Below are 17948 nucleotides of genomic sequence, written 5' to 3'. Positions count from 1 at the left end.
GCTTTGTTGCTAATCCTTGTTTTTATCTTTGCTTGAACCATAAGCCACTCCTAGTGCGATACCAACACCAATACCTACTGCAATGTTATCAAGCGCAACCCCTACTCCTGCTCCAATCGCTACTCCAATCCCCATTCCTACTCCCATCTTGCTTTCATTCTTTGATTTTTTCATCACATACCGCTCCTTCTAACCAAGGTTATCTCTTTCTACGAATGAGTAGGAAATTCGTTTCATCCGCTCTTACAAAAAAACTCTTCCTACTTATGTGTAGAAAGAGTTTTTGAAGGGTTATTTCTTTTTAAGATCTATATCGACTCTTTAGAAAAGAGATCCTCTTAATGATCCACTCTGTTAATTTTCAGTCGCTACTTTGGTTCGTTCAGCAGGTTCTTTATCCGCTTTTGGCTGCCTGATAAAGAATGCCATCACAAGCCCAATAATCGCAGAAATCCCCGCAACGATAAAGGAGACATTTACCCCGTGAACAAGACCTTCCACACCACGCGATGGCTGTGCCGCTTGAGACATGACGGTTACAAGAAGTGCTGTACCAACCGCACCAGACACCTGACGCATGGTATTGTTCATGGCTGTGCCATGTGGAATAAGATGAGCTGGAAGCTGATTAAGTCCAGCTGTTGTCACCGGCATCATAACCATGGCAACCCCGAACATTCTTACCGCATTCACAATGGCAAGATAAGTGAACGTTGTTTCTGGGGTTAAGTTCGTAAACATAAATGTCGTCACCGTTACGATGATCAGCCCAATAATGGCAAGCCACTTGGCACCAAACTTATCAAAAATTCGTCCAGTAATAGGGTTCATAAAGCCCATTATAAGAGCACCAGGTAAAAGCATTAAACCTGATTCAAACGCTGTGAAACCAAGCATATTTTGCATCAGCAAGGGAAGCACAGTTGCCGCCCCAATCATGGCGATAAACACAACCATACCCAAAACTGTTGTTAATGTGAAAAGCTTATATTGAAACACTCTAAATTGAAGCACGGGTTGTTTTAATTTTAGCTGACGTAAAATGAACCAACATAGCGTTACCGCCCCAATGATCATCGAGATCACGACCTGTTCACTGGCCCATCCATTTGTTCCTGCACTACTAAATCCGTATAGTAAACCGCCGAACCCCAATGATGAAAGGACGATTGATAAAATATCAAGCTTCGGATTCGTTTGTTCTGTCACGTTTTTCAAAATCAAATAAGCAATAATAAAATCAATAATCACAATGGGAAGAATGACATAAAACAAACTTCTCCACGGATATTGTTCAACGAGCCAACCGGATAACGTCGGTCCGATTGCTGGTGCAAATGAAATGACAAGGCCAAACATTCCCATTGCCGTTCCGCGTTTTTCCACGGGAAAGATTAAAAAGAGAATCGTTTGCATGAGGGGAATGATAATCCCCGCTCCAGAAGCCTGAATAATTCGTCCGACCATGAGGAGGGGAAAATTCGGTGCCACTGCACAAATCGCCGTTCCGACTGCAAATAATCCCATCGCGGTTAAAAAGAGTGTTCTTGTGGTGAACTTCCCTATTAGAAATGCCGTAATCGGAATCATCACGCCATTGACGAGCATAAAGATCGACGTTAACCACTGAGCTGTACTTGCCTCAAGATCGAGATCGACCATAATATGAGGCAGAGCTGTTGCAAGAAGCGTTTGGTTTAAAATGGCTGCAAAAGCTCCGGATAAAAGGACGATCAAAAGCGGCACTTTGTTAAAGGAGCCAATCCCTTCTCCTGATTGTTGATTGTCGTTCATGTTCTCCCTTCTTTCTCACTGTTTGTTTTCTTGATGTTAGTTAAGAAGACGATCGCATAAGACCCGATTGCAATAGTTTAAGCTCCGTCTCATATTTCTTCATTGCAGCTGAGACCGATAAGTTGTTCGAAACACTTTGAATCAAATTATGAAAGGTAACTGCGGTTAGAATTTGCATCACATGAAACATTTCTTTTCGGTTTGATACATTTAGCTGTTCGGCATTAACAAGATCATAAATATCATCATACCGCTCATTAGCAACGTCTTCTGATAAATATTGTGAAAACGTGTTTTCAATTTTGTAGTTCATGTTAAGTAATACGTTTCGTATAAAATCCCTTTGCCCTTTATCCTCAGAATGCTCAAGTGTTGACCTAAAAATTTCACTAATCGCTTTAAACAAATCTCCTTCAAACTTTTTTAAGTTTGAAACCAAGCATTCGTGACGTTCTTTTGCATGTTCATTTAATAAATAAAAAAACGCATCTTCTTTATCCTCGAAGTATTGGTAAAAACTTCCCCTTGGAATGCCAGCTGTTTTTAAGATATTGGATATAGATGCTTCGTAAAGAGAAACTCTTGAAAATTCCTGTTTCGCAGCATCAATTAAGATTTGTCGCTTTTCTTCTTTTAAATTATAGAACGTTGCTTTTGGCACATTAAATCACCTACCAACAAAATTATGACACGGTGTCATATCACCTCCCCAACTATATGTGACACCGTGTCACAAGTCAAGAATAGAGCTTTCCTTTTCTGAACACATTCGTTTTCAAATGACATGTTTGCTTCCAACAAAAAAGTGGAAGTTATTTGGAAGAAAGAAGTTTTGAAAAAGGTGGGTACTTCTATGAAAAGAAACATAAGCAAAGGTTGGATTTTTTTCTTCGGGGCTCTCGGGGGATTATTGTATGGATATGATACCGGTGTCATATCCGGCGCGTTATTATTTATTGAACAAGACATCCCTTTATCCGATTTTCTACAAGGGGTTGTCGTTAGCTCGCTATTAGGTGGTGCGATCGTAGGGGCTGGCATGAGCGGATATGTCTCAGACCGTTTTGGGCGAAGACGGGTTGTTTTTGCAATCGCACTCATTTATTTAATCGGTTCACTCGTATTGGCGCTATCTCCGAACGCTGTCGTTTTAATTATAGGTCGCGTTATTCTTGGACTTGCTGTCGGGGGATCCACAGCCATAGTACCTGTATACTTATCAGAAATGGCGCCAACAAGATCAAGGGGCGCACTTGCTTCACTTAATCAGTTAATGATTACGATAGGAATTGTGCTTGCTTACCTCATTAATTATGCATTTGCACCAATTGAGGGGTGGCGCTGGATGCTTGGACTCGCTTCCGTTCCAGCACTCGTCTTAATGATTGGCGTTCTCTTTATGCCAGAAAGCCCGCGCTGGCTCATCAAAAGAAATCGTGAAGATGAGGCGCGAAACGTCATGGCTTTAACGCGAAAGCAAGATGAAATTGATGAAGAAATGAAGCAAATGAAGAAGATTGAAGAAGTGGAAGAAAGCACGTGGGATGTTCTTAAATCAAAATGGATTCGACCGATGCTTCTCGTTGGAAGTGGGATCGCCATCTTTCAGCAGTTAATTGGTATTAATGCGGTGATCTACTATGCACCGACCATTTTCACGAAAGCTGGTCTCGGTGATTCAGCTTCCATTCTTGGCACGCTTGGGATCGGAATCGTAAATGTCTTAATGACGCTTGTTGCGATCGCTACGATTGATAAACTCGGTCGAAAAAAACTGTTACTCCTCGGCAATGTTGGCATGTCGTTAAGCTTAGCCGTTCTTGCTACGATTCTCTTTACGGCAGAATTGACCACGACAATTGCCTGGTTAACCGTTGTCTTTCTCGGTCTCTTTATCGTCTTTTTCTCCGCCACTTGGGGTCCGGTTGTTTGGGTTATGCTACCAGAACTCTTCCCGAATAAAGCACGTGGCGCAGCGACAGGATTTACAACACTCCTGTTATCGGCATCAAACCTAATTGTTTCATTGTTTTTCCCTGTTTTACTTGGTGCGCTCGGAACAGCATGGGTATTTGTGATCTTTGCAGTAATCGGCGTATTTGCCTTCTTATTTGTCATGAAATATGTACCAGAAACAAAAGGACGAAGTCTTGAAGACATTGAAAATGAGCTTAGAGGAGAAGCTTCTGCTTCATAAGTAATGAAGAAAGCCCGATGATCCGTTTGGATCATCGGGCTTTCTTCGTTTAGCGCGTCTAAATCCGCTCACCGTTCTTAAGCTTCTTAATTAATTCAGTAAGATCAGACTTTTGAATACGCCAGTGACTACCAATTTTAAAAGCCGGAATTTTACCATCCTGAACTAATTTATATGTGGTCATCTCACTAATTTGAAAATATTTCGCCACTTGAGAGATTGTCATAATATCATGATGCTCATTATCCTGACTCATGTTATCGCTCCTTATCAATCTATCACCCTATTCTAACAAAGTTCTTTCGACTATGGACCAAAACTCTACCAATACGATAACTCATTATAACAGGTTATATCAAATTAGGTTCATTTAGATTAAAAAGAACTTCAATCACTCGTTTTTATCGTGCTAGTAGTAAATTATCAAAATCAAGTTAATGTGTAAATAAGCGTATATAGGAGAATTAACAAGAATAACACCTATGATTCTCGCTTACATACCTATTTCCATTTTCATAGATTCTGTGCTAAACTTCATCTTGTTGTAAACGGACCCGACTTCTATGAGAGTTAGGAGTCATCACAATACTAGATTTAGAAAGAGGTGCAACATTGAACTTATCTTCTATTAAACAAGATTGGTTTGGCAATGTGAAAAATGATACCCTAGCAGGCATCGTTGTCGCACTTGCCTTAATCCCAGAAGCGATTGCCTTTTCCATCATCGCTGGAGTCGATCCAATGGTTGGACTATACGCAAGCTTTTGTATCGCCGTAGTGATTTCATTCGTTGGCGGTAGACCAGGAATGATTTCTGCAGCAACAGGAGCAATGGCGCTACTGATGGTAACGCTAGTCGCCGATCACGGGCTACAATATTTACTTGCAGCAACAATCTTAACAGGGGTAATCCAATTCTTCCTTGGCGTATTTAAACTTGCTCGCTTTATGAAGTTTGTCCCACGCTCTGTCATGATTGGATTTGTTAACTCACTGGCTATCTTAATTTTCACTTCACAGCTTCCACACTTTGTTGGTGAATCTTGGCCAATGTATCTAATGGTAGCAGGTGCTCTTGCGATTATTTATATTGTCCCACGCTTCACAAAAGCTGTTCCGTCACCACTTATCGCGATCGTTGTCATCACAATCGTAGCTATTTCACTAAACAGTGGCGTACGAACAGTTGGCGATATGGGCGAATTAACGCAAGCATTACCGTTATTTTTGATCCCAAGTATCCCACTGAACTTTGAAACGCTTGCGATTATCTTTCCTTATTCAATGGCTTTAGCTGTTGTTGGTTTGCTTGAAACGTTCTTAACTGCACAAATCGTGGATGATCTAACAGACACGGATAGCAATAAGAACAAAGAAGCAAAGGGTCAGGGTATGGCAAACGTAGTTGCAGGATTTTTCGGCGGAATGGCTGGTTGTGCGATGATCGGACAATCAGTTATTAACGTGAAATCAGGTGGACGAGGACGCTTATCGACATTCGTCGCTGGTGTTTTCTTAATGATTTTAATTTTAGTATTAAACGATCTACTCGTTAAAATACCAATGGCAGCCCTTGTCGGCGTTATGATCATGGTTTCAATCGGTACATTTGATTGGGGCTCACTGAAAAACCTTCATAAAATGCCGCGTTCAGACGCAGCCGTGATGGTTGTTACGGTTATTACAGTTGTCACAACACATGATCTATCAAAAGGTGTTCTTGCTGGGGTTATTCTAAGTGCCCTATTCTTTGCTTCTAAAATCTCTAAAGTACGTGTTGAAGAGAAAATTGACGAAATTACTGAGAAAAAGATTTATCACATTCATGGTCAGCTTTTCTTCGCATCTGTTACTGACTTTGTGAATAGCTTTGATTACAAAGAAGAAGGCATCAAAGCTGTCGAAATCGACTTATCTGATGCTCACGTCTGGGATGACTCAGGGGTTGGTGCTGTTGATAAAGTGATTATGAAATTCAGACAAAACGAGGTCGATGTGAAAGTAACCGGTGTGAACCAAGAGAGTTCACAACTCATTGATCGTTTAGCCGTTTATAATAAATAATGAGAAGAAAAAAGCCACAGTTCTGTGGCTTTTTTCTATGGTTGTTGCTTAGCATTAGGATAGATCATGACGAAATGAAGCACGGCTGGATCGAGGTTAGGATTGAGATAACCATGTCGCTGATCCGCCTTAAATTTAATTGAATCATACATGTTTAATTCATATGTTTCCTCCAGAACTTGAACGGTAGCCTTTCCTTCCATGACAGTCACATATTCGACCACACCCTCTTGGTGCGCCTCTGCATAATACTGACCACCTGGTTTTAGAAAAGCACGATGTGTTTCAAGAGAACCATAGCCACTGTTCGTAAACATCGGTTCGAGTGTCAAATCTTCATTTGAGCTCAACACCTTATTTCCTTCGTTTTTTCTCGAAATAACGACTTCTTCTTTTTCTGCAAGTAGACTGGAGATCGGAATGGAAAGGCCATTCGCTATTTTCCATATGACTGTTAAAGAAGGATTCGCTTCTCCTCTTTCTATTTTCCCTAACGTCAGTTTACTAACATCCGTTACTTCAGCAAGATCCTGCAAACTCATTTCTCGTTCTTTTCGAATACTTCTTAACGTTGCGCCAACTTGCTGAGCAAGCTTTTGTGCATTGGTTTCTTTTTGATCGCTCACAAAATAGTCCTCTCTACAATTTTTTCTTGTACTTCTTCACTTATTCGTTTAGTATATTATAATATATCAATAGTTAATTATAATTCACTTATAGGAAGTGATAAGGATGAAGGAAATAGCGCTCGGCATTCTCGCCTCTATGTTTTTCGCAGTCACATTTATACTGAATCGATCAATGGAATTAGCAGGCGGTAGCTGGATGTGGAGCGCTTCCCTTCGCTTCCTCTTCATGGTTCCTTTTCTTCTTATTATTGTACTCGTTAGACGGAACATGAAACAAGTTCTTATTGAAATGAAGAAGCACCCCATTCAATGGTTCAGCTGGAGTTTTGTTGGATTTGTCTTATTTTATGCGCCATTAACCTACGCAGCATCATATGGAGCAGGGTGGCTTGTTGCTGGCACGTGGCAAATCACAATTGTAGCCGGTATTCTCGTTGCACCACTCTTTTATTCAACCCTACAAGCGACACTTGGTCCAATAAAAAAACGCCAGCGAATCCAAACGAAGGCGCTTCTCATATCCACCATCATTCTCGCTGGCGTTATTCTCATTCAATGGCAAAAAGCGAGCGATCTTTCATGGAATGAAGTTTTCATTGGCATTCTTCCTGTCCTACTTGCCTCATTTGCCTATCCGCTTGGAAATCGAAAAATGATGGAGATTTGCGACGGACGTCTGGATACGTTTCAGCGTGTATTTGGCATGACGTTTGCCAGTCTGCCTTTTTGGATCGCGATCTGTCTATTTGCCATTCCAAACGTTGGTCTTCCTTCTAGTGGACAGGTGATTCAATCCTTTATTGTAGCCGTCTGTTCAGGAGTTATCGCGACAACCCTATTCTTCATCGCAACGGATCGTGTGAGACGCAATCAATCGAAGCTTGCCTCCGTTGAAGCGACGCAATCAACGCAAGTCTTGTTTGTTCTCGCTGGTGAGGGAGTCTTTCTATCTAGTCCACTCCCAAATACGATCGCATGGATCGGTATGATGCTTATTATCACTGGCATTATTTTGCATAGTTTTCGTGTAAACATGATGACCCGATTACCTGTAGAGGTAGTTAAGTAAAGCCTCTTTTAACATCGGAGTCACTTAATCTAGCCTTTCATAAATGGTTTCGGTACTTGCTTCTGAAAGTTCATCATCAAAAGAAGTCCAATCACACTAACAGCATAGGCGCCTATTTCCCATCCGAAACCTTCTAACTGAAACAGACGAATAAGGAACTGACTTCCAAAAAGGATGGCCATTAATACCAGGCTTGATAAGATTCCTATAAGAGAGGTAAAGTTCGCAATTAAACCTAGAATAATGATGCCTCCTATTGTAAAAACAACTGGTTGACTGAGAAATAAAATGTCTGTTCCGTACTCCATATGAAAAATCGTTACCCCTACTGTAAAAAGTATCGGAATCATCGTTATGCCATATACAATCATAAAACTTTTCACACCATTGTGAAATGAACTAAGCCGCAGCGCACTGATTAGTGCGATCAACCAGAGAACCGTCGAAAAGGGATAGCCAATCAGTTCAATTAACGAGAAAGCAGTATTTCCATCGATGAACTGGGAAACTAAAAAGATTCCAAATACACCAGCGATTAATCGCGCAATAAGCTTTCGATTGTCCTTTGGCGACTGCTCCATCGAAGCAATAAGCTCTTTCGCATACGCTTTTGGTGATTTCCCAAACATATCAGCTGCTGTCTTTCCCTCTTTCTCTCCTTCAGTTAGATGATCTTCCGCTTCCATAAGAAAGCTATCAATTTCCTCTTCATCCACTCCTTTCGTAATCAGGTAAACGCGCATCTCTTGAATGAATTTCTCGTTTTCTTTCGTCATCTTTTTACTCCCCCTTGTGTAAAATTTGATTCACCGTTGAACTTAAATGATCCCATCGCTTTTGAAAACCCGCTAACTCTTCCACTCCTTTTTCCGTTAATAAATAATACTTTCGTTTTGGACCAGCTGTCGATTTTTTTAAAGTAGATTGAATCAGCTGATCTTTCTGTAAGCGAATGAGAATTGGATAAATCGTTCCTTCACTAAACGACTCAAACCCGTACGAATCAAGCTTTGAGGCAAGCTCGTAGCCATAAACCTCTCCTTCATTAATGATTGATAAAATACAGCCATCAATAATGCCTTTTAACATTTGCGTCGTTTGCATGTCCTTCACCTTTTCCTTAAATCTCACAACACTTGTTATGCAAGAGTTATAAGAATGGTTAAACTATCTTGTAAAACAAGGTATGCTTACAGTATATCGACCACTACCTTGTAAGGCAAGGGTTATTTTCATTTTATTTCCAACTATAAAAAAGCGCACTGAGACCTCAGCGCGCTCCTTTATTATTGAAATGTGGCCTTTACTAGTTCAATTAACACTTCTTCTGCCGAGCGAATGGTGTCTCCTCCACCCTGTGCAAAGTCTTTCTTTCCTCCACCCTTTCCATTAATGAAAGGGAGTACTTTTTTTAAGGTAAGATTCATATCTTGATCGATTTTTTCTCCTCTACCACACACGATCTGAAGCTTCTGATCGCTTTCGCCAATGAAAAAGACAACAACCTCTGAATCTTCCTTCAGGATCATTTTCGCTAACTTTTGTAAATCTTTCATGCCATATTGAGACGAAATCATTTGAACGACTTTTTGATCATGGATCATTTCGGCTGATTGTAACAATTCTTTCGCCTCAAATGAAAAGAGCTTTTCATTTAACTCATCAATTGTTTTTTCATATTCTTTTGATTGAAGAAGTACGCGTTCAGCTGCATCAACAAGCTTGGATTCCGGAACGCTCAATACATTCGTTAGCCCTTGTACAACAGCTTGTTTTGTTCGCAGTTCATTCGTTACACGTTGCCCACAAACAAAATGAACGCGGGTTTGTTTTTTCTGCTTTTCGATTTTTAATAGTGAAATGGCCCGTACCTGGCCAGTCGAAGAAGGGTGCGTTCCACCACAACCGCTATAATCAACGTTTGGAATCATCACGAGTCGGATATTTTCTGAAACAGCGAGCTGCTTGCGAAGCGAATACTTCGCCAATTCTTCTTCGTTTACCCACTTCGTTTCAATCGGCAGGTTTTGTTGGATGACATCATTTGCAAACGCTTCTGCTACTGCGGCATCTTCTTCGCTCAGTTGAGCAACATCTAAATCAATCGTGCAAATTTCCTGACCAAGATGAAAGCTGACTGTGCAAAACCCGAGCCGATCTTCAAAAGCTGCTGAAAGAATGTGCTGTCCTGCATGCTGCTGCATGTGATCAAAGCGTCTTGTCCAGCTAATTTCTCCTTTAACCTGCTCTCCGTACAGCGTGCCATCAATATAGTGACGTACTTCGCCTTCCACTTCTTCTACGTCGTGAACCTGCACGCCATTTAGCGTTCCAGTATCATACGGCTGACCGCCACCAGTTGGGTAAAACGCCGTTTGATCGAGAATAATGTAGGAGCGATTGGCATCATCCGTGAATTGTTCCCATTTATGAGCAGTAAAGTTCGTTATGTATGGATCTTCATAGAATAATTTAGTGGTCATTAAAAAACTTCTTTCTCTATAAATTTTTCTGTGCATTTTTCGTATTTAAATAACGGCAAAGCCTATTGTTCTTATTCTTTGTATAAGCGGCGTCATGAGATAAATAATAAGAAGAACTTGTCTTCGTTCTTGTTCCAACTAGTTTGAAAGCACTATTTTTCGAAGTTCAGCATTTCGCATTTCCTTTTCTTCCTCTGAGGACAGATCATATTTTTTCAGAAGATGAAAAAGTTCATTTAACGTTGCTTGCTTAATCGTTTGCTGTAAAAATCGATGGATTTCTTGCACAACATTTTCTGGCATATACGGTGACTGATTCTCAAGCTTTGTTATCACATCTCTGTGAGAGTGATCGATTGTACATTTTCCCATATGTTCTTCACTCCTTTTTTTATTTAGGGGCACTATTGGAATTATAGGGGACAGATGATTGTCTGTCCCTTCATTCTATTACTCCTAAACATCTCACTTCTTTTTTGTAAACTTCGCAAGTAACAAAGCTATGGCAATACATCCAATGCCTAGCCATATGACATTATTCGAAATAAAATCCAGAGTTACTCAACTCCTTTTCCACCATTGTTTTACTAGCTTATCATATTTCATACCATTCGCTAGATTTTGAAGTCCGTTTGTCTTTAAGCTGTTCACTACTTTTTTATCCCTGCTTTATATGAATAACAGATTCTTTCCTAAGAAGATCCAACCGGTTTTCAACACAATCTTCCTCCTCGTATCCATTTAAGAAAAGCGTTCGACTTCTTCCACTCATTTCCCCGGAAATGGCCAACTAGTTTACACAAGTATTCGCTTAAAGTAGACAAGAGATTTTTTTATGTCTCGACACCAATATCCCTTTCTTTCAGAGAAGCTTATGTATAATAATGACATCAACTTACTTTAATAGGGAGGAATCGTATGAAAACGCTCCGTATGGTGTTTTTATTCGTCTTGTTACTTACTGTGTCGGCTTGTAATTTCCTTACCACCTCAGACTCCTCAGAAAAAGTAGAAGCAGAAAAAGAAGCGGTGGACAAGTCTTCGACGGAGACTGCAACAGAAGTTCTTTTTCAGGAAGGCACCTACAAATGGGAAAAAGATGGCGAAATTCTTGGTGGACTTGATATAACCGATCCAAAAGCGGATTCCTTCACGTTTATGCTCCAAGCCTACGATGGTCAAAACGTTGGTGAATTGTCAGGGATCGCTCAGGTTAACGGAGAAATGGCCTCTTTTACACACACTGAAAACGCAGAATGCAAAGTTTCTTTCGGCTGGAAAGAAGATCGATTAACGATCGATACGAGCGAAGCTTGTGAGAACTTAAATGAAAACCCGGTTTCGTTTACAGGTGTTTATACAAAAATCGAAGTCGGTAACTCCTCTTCCCCAACTGAAGAAAAAACAACAGCAGAAGAAGCGAACTGGCAAGAAGCACTTTATATCAACCCAACTTTTGACCAAGGCACCCTTACGCTATCAAATGTAACAAAGGAATCTTTTGAGTTCACCTTCGATGTTCGTAACGGCGATCAGGTCGGTGAACTAAAAGGTACTGCCACAATTAACGGTAATGAAGCAACGTTCGAGGATTCAGAAGATCCCGCCTGTTCAGGAACGTTTGTGCTATCAGATGATGTGATTTCATTTATTGAGGATACGTGCTTAAATTATCATGATGCAGCTGTCGGTTTTAACGGGGAATATGCTCTTTCAAACGAAAAGCCTACAAACACTAACGAAACCGCTTCTTGTGACAAGGCCCCTTTTCATTCTGAACTTTTGCAGTTTGCCGAACAGGGCCACTTAAAAGATGCGTCAATTATTCTTGGTATGTCGGAAGAAGCCTTAAAAAAACTGAAGCCTTCCATGACGTTTGATGAAGCACTTTATGAAGGAACCCCAGGTTTTTATGATGACAGCTACTCTTACTTAACTGCCGATGAGAAAGTAAGTAATCTAAGATACAATGCGCTTTCGGAGGGCCCAGCTGTCCCTTACGCTGAAGTCGTTTGTCAATTCGGAGAGCCTGACGAAGTGGTGTTTAACGAATTGGATTCTGAATACCTTCATGTTTATTATGCTGGTGAAAATAAACTCTCCTTTGTGTCCGATTCGAAAGAAGGCGCTATTAAAGCGGTTGCGCTTCAAACGATGACCGTTCAATGATTCTCTATCTATTTAAAGCGGTCAGGCTATCAATGCCTGACCGCTTTCTTTCTTTAGAGGGTTATTATGATGTGCACGAACGATTTAATGTTCTTTAAGAACGCTCAGGATATAACTCTTTCAAGTAATCAACTGACTGTCGAATCATCTCTTTCAAAACATCAAGATCAATATCGTCTAACTTGTTCACGTAAACGCACGCCTTCCCTGTCTTATGCTTACCCAATCGTTTAAGTGCGTTCTCGCGTTCCGGTTCACCTTGAGCGAGATATAAGCTAATTTTTGCTTTCCTTGGTGAAAATCCTACGAGTGGCGCATCACCTTCATGTCCCGTCGCGTATTTATAATGATACGAACCGAAACCAATAATGCTAGGTCCCCACATTTTCGGTTCATACCCCGTTGTTTCAGTAAATAGATCTAACAACCGGTACCCATCTTCTCGCTTTTTCGGATGGTCGATACTTTCAATAAATTCGATGACACTGTTGTCCGTTTCTTTCGTTTTTAATTCGTACATGTAGGAAGCCTCCTTAGTAAGGTCTCTCTTTCCTTTTACGCTCTTCCATCATGATTTCCTTTTTAATCATGTGAATTTCACCACATTAAACCAAAAATGTATCGAGATGATTTCGTTTATTACCGTTTCATGTTACTTACGGAAAAAACGTTAGGAATCCTCTCATTCGGGAACGGTCTTTCTTATAGAATACCCATCACCTTTTGGAGGTAAGACAATGTTTACGTTAAATGATATCCCAATGTTTCTAGTGAATTTCTTTGTTATCCTACCAATCGTCACACTCGTCCATGAGGCTGGTCACGTGCTTGTAGCCAGACTGTTTGGAGGCAAAGTGAAATTTTGTATCGGTACAGGACGCACGCTTTTTCATATAGGACCACTGGAAATTCGAAGAAAGTACTTTATGGAAGGTTGGTGTCAGTACGAGGAGTTGAAATATAATAAAACCTGGGCACACATCGCCATTTATTTAAGCGGTAGTTTGTTTAATTTAATCGTTATTTTAATTATAAACTATTTGATCACGTCAAATACGATTCCTGTTACGCTCTTTTTCTATCAATTCACATATTTCTCCATCTACTTCATTTTCTTCTCTCTTATGCCTTTTCGCAATGATGATGGAAGACCGAGTGACGGGATGGCTGTATTTGATGTGCTTCGCTACGGAAAGTCAGCTGACCCAATTGATTAAGAAAAGCCAGCTTCTGCTATTAGGCGGTAGCTGGCTTTTTTAGCATATGCTTACTTCCATATAGCACGGTACTTTTTTTGGTATTTTGGATCATCAACAAACTCAATTAACTGAAGTGCACGCTCTTTTATTTCTTGTTCCTTTACTTCTTCATATAAATAACGAAGACTTTGCAGGATGTCCGAACGAATCAACGTACTGTTCTTCTCTTGGTAACATTGTTCAAAACGAACAGCAAGATGATCCATCACCATTTCTTTCTGTTCCTCTCCAGCTAAGCCAACTCTCCAAATCGATTGAAGACTATGCCTAGCCGTTACAAATTTCGGATCTTTTGTGACCGCCCATAATTTTGGGAAATCAACAAGAATACGCTTCTCGGGATCACTTATCGCAAGCTGTGAAAGCAGTTGAGCACACCGTGAGCGCGTGTGATTGTTTGTTGATGATAGCCCTTCCACTAATTCATCCCATACCTCATAAGCCCATGTTACTTCGGATTTTGTTTCCTTTAACAACGCTAGAAACGCTTCATACTGAACAGTTTTATCTTCTGTCTCTAATCGTTTGAAATGTTTTTTGATTTCTGTATGCATACATGTCCCCCTCATTATCCACAATAATCAAACCTCATGTTAATCTTCTGGCAGTTGTAGTAAACTATACATAAACGATTTTCGGGGAGTGATCACTTGAAAAGCCAAATGAACCAACTGTTCATAGAGAAAAAGTGCGTTCATGTGCTTTATGCCTATCAGGGGATTAAGCGTTACCTTGAGCAGGTTTGCGAATTCATTGAACAAGGAATAGCGAACGAAGAGTATACGATTCTTATTGAAAACGACCGTCTTTACCCAATGATTTTAAAAGAACTACAACCCAAGCTAACCGAACAACAATTGAACTATGTTCACCGAGTAAATAGCTTTGATTTTTACTTTTCAAGTGGAAGCTACCATCCCCCAGCCATTCATGACTATTTCACAAAGACCGTAGCTCCGTATGTCGAAAACAGCCTGTCCTTTCGTTCGTGGGCACACGTTGAATGGGCTTCAATGGAAGAACCCCTTCATCTGATCGGAGACTTTGAAAAAATCGTTGATAGTGCTGTTAACGACCTGTCTTTTCCACTCATCTGTGCTTATGATGGTGAAAGGATGCCTGATTACCTTGTTACCATTTTAATGGAAACTCATCCGTATGTATTAATGGATGATCAATTTATGACTTCAAAACAATACCTTGGCTAATAGAGGGCCCCACGCTTAATCATTATACTAAGCGTGGGGCCCATTTAGTTAATAACCAATTCTTTCATGAGGCTCCATCGTTTTCGCATTTACATCAAATGCATCCGGATATTTTATCCCGAGCCCCGTATTCAAACAAACGACCTGTTCCTCTTCTTTTATCCAACCGCGTTCTTTGAGTGTTTTGGCTGCTGCAAACGTAGCGGCTCCTTCCGGACACACAAATTGCCCTTCTAGAGTCGCTACTTCCCTTTGCGATTCACGAATCTCTTCTTCAGAAACGGAAATGGCACAACCATTCGTTTGGTAGATCGCGTCCAGAACAAGAAAATCACCAATGGCTTTTGGGACATTAATCCCAAACGCATGTGTGGTTGAATTCTCCCAGAACTCTGATTCTGTTTTCCCTTCATCGAACGCTTTCACAATCGGAGCACACCCATCTGATTGAACAGCAACTAATCTCGGAAGCTTCTCTTCTTTGATCCAACCAAGCTTCTGAAGCTCAAGAAGCGCTTTATAAATGCCGATCAGGCCAACGCCTCCCCCTGTCGGATAAAGAATCACATCAGGAAGTTCCCAATTCAGCTGTTCCGCTATTTCATACCCCATCGTCTTTTTACCTTCAATTCGATAAGGTTCTTTAAGCGTAGAAGCATCATAAAATCCCTGCTCTTTCACGAGATCACCTACGATTTTCCCTGCGTCACTAATCAAACCGTTCACAAGATGCAGATGGGCTCCAGAAATACTAACTTCTTTTCTCGTAATTTCAGGAGCGTCAACTGGCATCACAATATGAGCTTCTAATCCTGCCTTTGCAGCGTAAAGCGACCAGGCAGCTCCTGCATTACCATTCGTCGGCATCGCTAAGTTCCGAACACCAAGCTCTTTTGCCTTTGAAACCCCAACCGCCGCACCTCTCGCTTTAAATGAACCAGTTGGAACCATGCCTTCATCTTTTATGTACAAATATGGAATCGCCATTTCCTTACCAAGAGAAGGAAGTGGCAAGATCGGCGTCATTCCTTCTTCAAAACTGACTTTATTCGCTACATCTTTTACTGGAAGCAACTCATGGTACCGCCACAGTGACTGCTCCCGTCCTGCGATCATTTCCTTTGTAACGTGCTTTTTCACTTCATCAAGCTTATAGTCAACGAGAAGTGGCGACCCACAAACACAGAGCTGTTGAATTGAATCGGCATCATATGTTTCTTTGCACTTTGGACAAGTTAAATGGGAAACCATGCTATATGTCATACTTGCACCTCCGTTTTTTGTAAAAAACAGTGAAACCCAAAGTTCACACCCGTGATCTTTGGGTTTCTTTCTGTCAAAGCATTAACTATGAAAATCAAGTCCTGATCGCACTTCTTCAACATATCCCGCTCGGATCACATAATCACCGAAATGCTCATTCTCTTCTTTTTCTTTTGCATAGTTAAAGAGGATCGGTTTGAGAGAAGCAAGGATCTCTTCCTCACCAATGTTTTCTTTATAAAGCTTGCTTAATCGGTCGCCAACGAATCCGGCTCCCATATACATGTTGTACTTACCAGGTGCCTTTCCAATAAAAGCAATCTCGCCTAATGTTGGACGTGAACAGCTATTCGGACAGCCTGACATACGAATCACAATCTCTTCTTCTCTTAGACCCGCTTCATCCACAATCTCCTCGATTTTATCAATAAGAGAAGGCAAATACCGCTCAGCTTCTGCCATTGCTAAACCGCATGTCGGGAAGGCAACACAGGCCATCGAATTACGGCGTAGGGCTGAATTCTGTTTCCCGTCTGTCAGACCGTATGCAGCGACTAGTTGATCGATTTCCGCTTTCTTCTCTTCTGCTACGTTTGCAATAATAAGATTCTGATTCGGTGTTAACCTAAAATCACCTGTATGAACTTTCGCAATCTCACATAGTCCGGTCATAATTTGATAATCTTCTAAATCAACAATACGCCCATTTTGGATAAAGAGCGTTAAGTGCCATTTGCCATCCCCTTTGACCCATCCATAGCGATCGCCATTATGATCAAAGTGGTAAGAACGAGCTTCTTCTAGTTCATAGCCAAGTCTAGTATTCAATTCGTTCCGAACCCAGTCAAGTCCTCTTCGATCAATTGTATATTTAAAGCGAGCGTTCTTACGCTCTGAACGATTGCCATAATCACGCTGAATCGTAATGATCTTCTCGGCCACATCAACAATGTTTTCAGGTGAACAAAAGCCAATGATTCTGGACAACTGAGGATACGTACTTGTGTCGCCATGCGTCATGCCCATTCCACCGCCTACGGCAACATTGAACCCTTGAAGCTTGCCATCTTCAAGAATTGCAATAAAGCCGAGATCTTGCGAGAAAATGTCCACATCGTTTGATGGCGGAACCGCAACACCAATCTTAAATTTTCTCGGTAAGTAATGAGGCCCATACATTGGCTCAATCTCTTCTTCTTTACGATCGAGCACCTTCTCTTCATCTAACCAAATTTCATGATACGCTCTTGTTCTCGGTAACAGGTCGTCGCTTAGTTTTCGTGCCCATCCGTGCACTTCTGCATGAATATCAGATTGATACGGATTGGCGTTACACATCACGTTTCGATTCACGTCACCACAGGCTGCAAGAGAATCCATCAGAACAGAATCCATTGCCTGAATACTCTTCTTCATATTCCATTTTAAAATCCCATGCATTTGAAATGTTTGACGCGTCGTAAGCTTTAACGTACCGTTTCCATATTCATTCGCCAGATCATCCATCACTAACCACTGCTCCGGAGTCGCAACACCCCCAGGTAACCGGACGCGAACCATAAACTGATAAGCTGGTTCAAGTTTCTGCTGCTTCCGCTCCTGACGAATATCGCGATCGTCCTGCATATAACTTCCATGGAACTTTAATAACTTTGTATCCGCATCGGGAATGGAGGCTGTAATCGGATCTGCAAAACTTTCCACAAGAGAACCCCGTAAATAGCGGCTTTCATCTTTGATTTTTTCCATTTCACTCGGTTTTCCATCTTTCGTTACCGGTTTATTCGTCATAATCAAACTCCTTCCATCACGG

At 41.1% G+C, this 17948-nt stretch carries 19 protein-coding genes; 6 read left to right on the top strand and 13 right to left on the bottom strand.

Going from position 1 to position 17948, the window contains the following annotated elements:
• Nucleotides 1-9: 9 nt before the first annotated feature.
• From ATG70_RS22305 to ATG70_RS03100, 3 genes are all read right to left on the bottom strand, one after another.
• Nucleotides 10-174: a hypothetical protein gene (locus ATG70_RS22305; protein WP_179886165.1), complete on the bottom strand. Its 165-nt coding sequence runs from the start codon at nt 172-174 to the stop codon at nt 10-12.
• A 180-nt stretch (nt 175-354) separates the two neighbouring features.
• Nucleotides 355-1794, bottom strand: coding sequence for a DHA2 family efflux MFS transporter permease subunit (locus tag ATG70_RS03105; protein WP_098442912.1), 1440 nt, complete (start codon nt 1792-1794; stop codon nt 355-357).
• Nucleotides 1795-1834: 40 nt separating this feature from the next.
• On the bottom strand, nt 1835-2455 hold the full coding sequence (locus ATG70_RS03100; protein WP_098442911.1) for a TetR/AcrR family transcriptional regulator: 621 nt from the start codon (nt 2453-2455) through the stop codon (nt 1835-1837).
• 192 nt (nt 2456-2647) lie between these two features.
• Between ATG70_RS03100 and ATG70_RS03095 the strand changes: the two genes are divergently transcribed.
• Nucleotides 2648-3991 carry a sugar porter family MFS transporter gene (locus ATG70_RS03095; RefSeq protein WP_098442910.1) on the top strand — a complete coding sequence of 448 codons (1344 nt, stop codon included), beginning with the start codon at nt 2648-2650 and terminating at the stop codon, nt 3989-3991.
• Between the two features lie 58 nt (nt 3992-4049).
• Here the strand turns inward: ATG70_RS03095 and ATG70_RS03090 are convergent, their stop codons facing one another.
• A complete protein-coding gene (locus ATG70_RS03090; RefSeq protein WP_098442909.1) occupies nt 4050-4247 on the bottom strand; it encodes a helix-turn-helix domain-containing protein in 198 nt (65 codons plus the stop codon).
• 356 nt (nt 4248-4603) lie between these two features.
• Between ATG70_RS03090 and ATG70_RS03085 the strand changes: the two genes are divergently transcribed.
• Nucleotides 4604-6055 (top strand): SulP family inorganic anion transporter, encoded by a 1452-nt coding sequence (locus ATG70_RS03085; protein WP_098442908.1) that lies wholly within the window; start codon nt 4604-4606, stop codon nt 6053-6055.
• Between the two features lie 35 nt (nt 6056-6090).
• On the opposite strand, the gene ATG70_RS03080 is transcribed toward ATG70_RS03085, so the two are convergent.
• The gene (locus ATG70_RS03080) at nt 6091-6681 is read right to left on the bottom strand and encodes a helix-turn-helix domain-containing protein (protein ID WP_098442907.1); all 591 of its coding nucleotides are present in this window, start codon (nt 6679-6681) and stop codon (nt 6091-6093) included.
• Between the two features lie 106 nt (nt 6682-6787).
• Between ATG70_RS03080 and ATG70_RS03075 the strand changes: the two genes are divergently transcribed.
• Nucleotides 6788-7753 (top strand): DMT family transporter, encoded by a 966-nt coding sequence (locus ATG70_RS03075; protein WP_098442906.1) that lies wholly within the window; start codon nt 6788-6790, stop codon nt 7751-7753.
• Between the two features lie 29 nt (nt 7754-7782).
• Here the strand turns inward: ATG70_RS03075 and ATG70_RS03070 are convergent, their stop codons facing one another.
• The 4 genes from ATG70_RS03070 to ATG70_RS03055 form a co-directional block, all read right to left on the bottom strand.
• Nucleotides 7783-8529: a DUF1129 family protein gene (locus ATG70_RS03070; protein WP_098442905.1), complete on the bottom strand. Its 747-nt coding sequence runs from the start codon at nt 8527-8529 to the stop codon at nt 7783-7785.
• A gap of 4 nt (nt 8530-8533) precedes the next feature.
• On the bottom strand, nt 8534-8857 hold the full coding sequence (locus ATG70_RS03065; RefSeq protein ID WP_098442904.1) for a PadR family transcriptional regulator: 324 nt from the start codon (nt 8855-8857) through the stop codon (nt 8534-8536).
• 182 nt (nt 8858-9039) lie between these two features.
• Nucleotides 9040-10272: an alanyl-tRNA editing protein gene (locus ATG70_RS03060; protein WP_142329548.1), complete on the bottom strand. Its 1233-nt coding sequence runs from the start codon at nt 10270-10272 to the stop codon at nt 9040-9042.
• A gap of 102 nt (nt 10273-10374) precedes the next feature.
• Nucleotides 10375-10608 carry a group-specific protein gene (locus tag ATG70_RS03055; protein WP_098442902.1) on the bottom strand — a complete coding sequence of 78 codons (234 nt, stop codon included), beginning with the start codon at nt 10606-10608 and terminating at the stop codon, nt 10375-10377.
• 546 nt (nt 10609-11154) lie between these two features.
• Between ATG70_RS03055 and ATG70_RS03050 the strand changes: the two genes are divergently transcribed.
• The gene (locus ATG70_RS03050) at nt 11155-12405 is read left to right on the top strand and encodes a hypothetical protein (protein ID WP_098442901.1); all 1251 of its coding nucleotides are present in this window, start codon (nt 11155-11157) and stop codon (nt 12403-12405) included.
• 94 nt (nt 12406-12499) lie between these two features.
• On the opposite strand, the gene ATG70_RS03045 is transcribed toward ATG70_RS03050, so the two are convergent.
• The gene (locus tag ATG70_RS03045) at nt 12500-12925 is read right to left on the bottom strand and encodes a DUF1801 domain-containing protein (protein ID WP_098442900.1); all 426 of its coding nucleotides are present in this window, start codon (nt 12923-12925) and stop codon (nt 12500-12502) included.
• A 217-nt stretch (nt 12926-13142) separates the two neighbouring features.
• Here ATG70_RS03045 and ATG70_RS03040 point away from each other — a divergent pair, with 217 nt between their 5' ends.
• Entirely contained in the window at nt 13143-13622 is a 480-nt protein-coding gene (locus ATG70_RS03040; protein WP_098442899.1) for a site-2 protease family protein, read from the top strand.
• Between the two features lie 50 nt (nt 13623-13672).
• Here ATG70_RS03040 and ATG70_RS03035 read toward each other — a convergent pair whose 3' ends face one another.
• Nucleotides 13673-14218, bottom strand: coding sequence for a hypothetical protein (locus ATG70_RS03035; RefSeq protein ID WP_098442898.1), 546 nt, complete (start codon nt 14216-14218; stop codon nt 13673-13675).
• A gap of 96 nt (nt 14219-14314) precedes the next feature.
• Between ATG70_RS03035 and ATG70_RS03030 the strand changes: the two genes are divergently transcribed.
• A complete protein-coding gene (locus ATG70_RS03030; protein ID WP_098442897.1) occupies nt 14315-14872 on the top strand; it encodes an MEDS domain-containing protein in 558 nt (185 codons plus the stop codon).
• 48 nt (nt 14873-14920) lie between these two features.
• On the opposite strand, the gene ATG70_RS03025 is transcribed toward ATG70_RS03030, so the two are convergent.
• Nucleotides 14921-16135 carry a threonine synthase gene (locus ATG70_RS03025; protein ID WP_098442896.1) on the bottom strand — a complete coding sequence of 405 codons (1215 nt, stop codon included), beginning with the start codon at nt 16133-16135 and terminating at the stop codon, nt 14921-14923.
• 81 nt (nt 16136-16216) lie between these two features.
• The gene (gene cysI, locus ATG70_RS03020; RefSeq protein ID WP_098442895.1) at nt 16217-17926 is read right to left on the bottom strand and encodes an assimilatory sulfite reductase (NADPH) hemoprotein subunit; all 1710 of its coding nucleotides are present in this window, start codon (nt 17924-17926) and stop codon (nt 16217-16219) included.
• Nucleotides 17927-17948 lie beyond the last annotated feature (22 nt).

It is taken from the genome of Bacillus sp. es.036, assembly GCF_002563635.1.
In the GTDB taxonomy this organism is placed as follows: Bacteria; Bacillota; Bacilli; order Bacillales; family Guptibacillaceae; genus Guptibacillus.
Note: the sequence above shows the minus strand (reverse complement) of the source record. Positions and strands in the feature narration are given on the sequence as shown.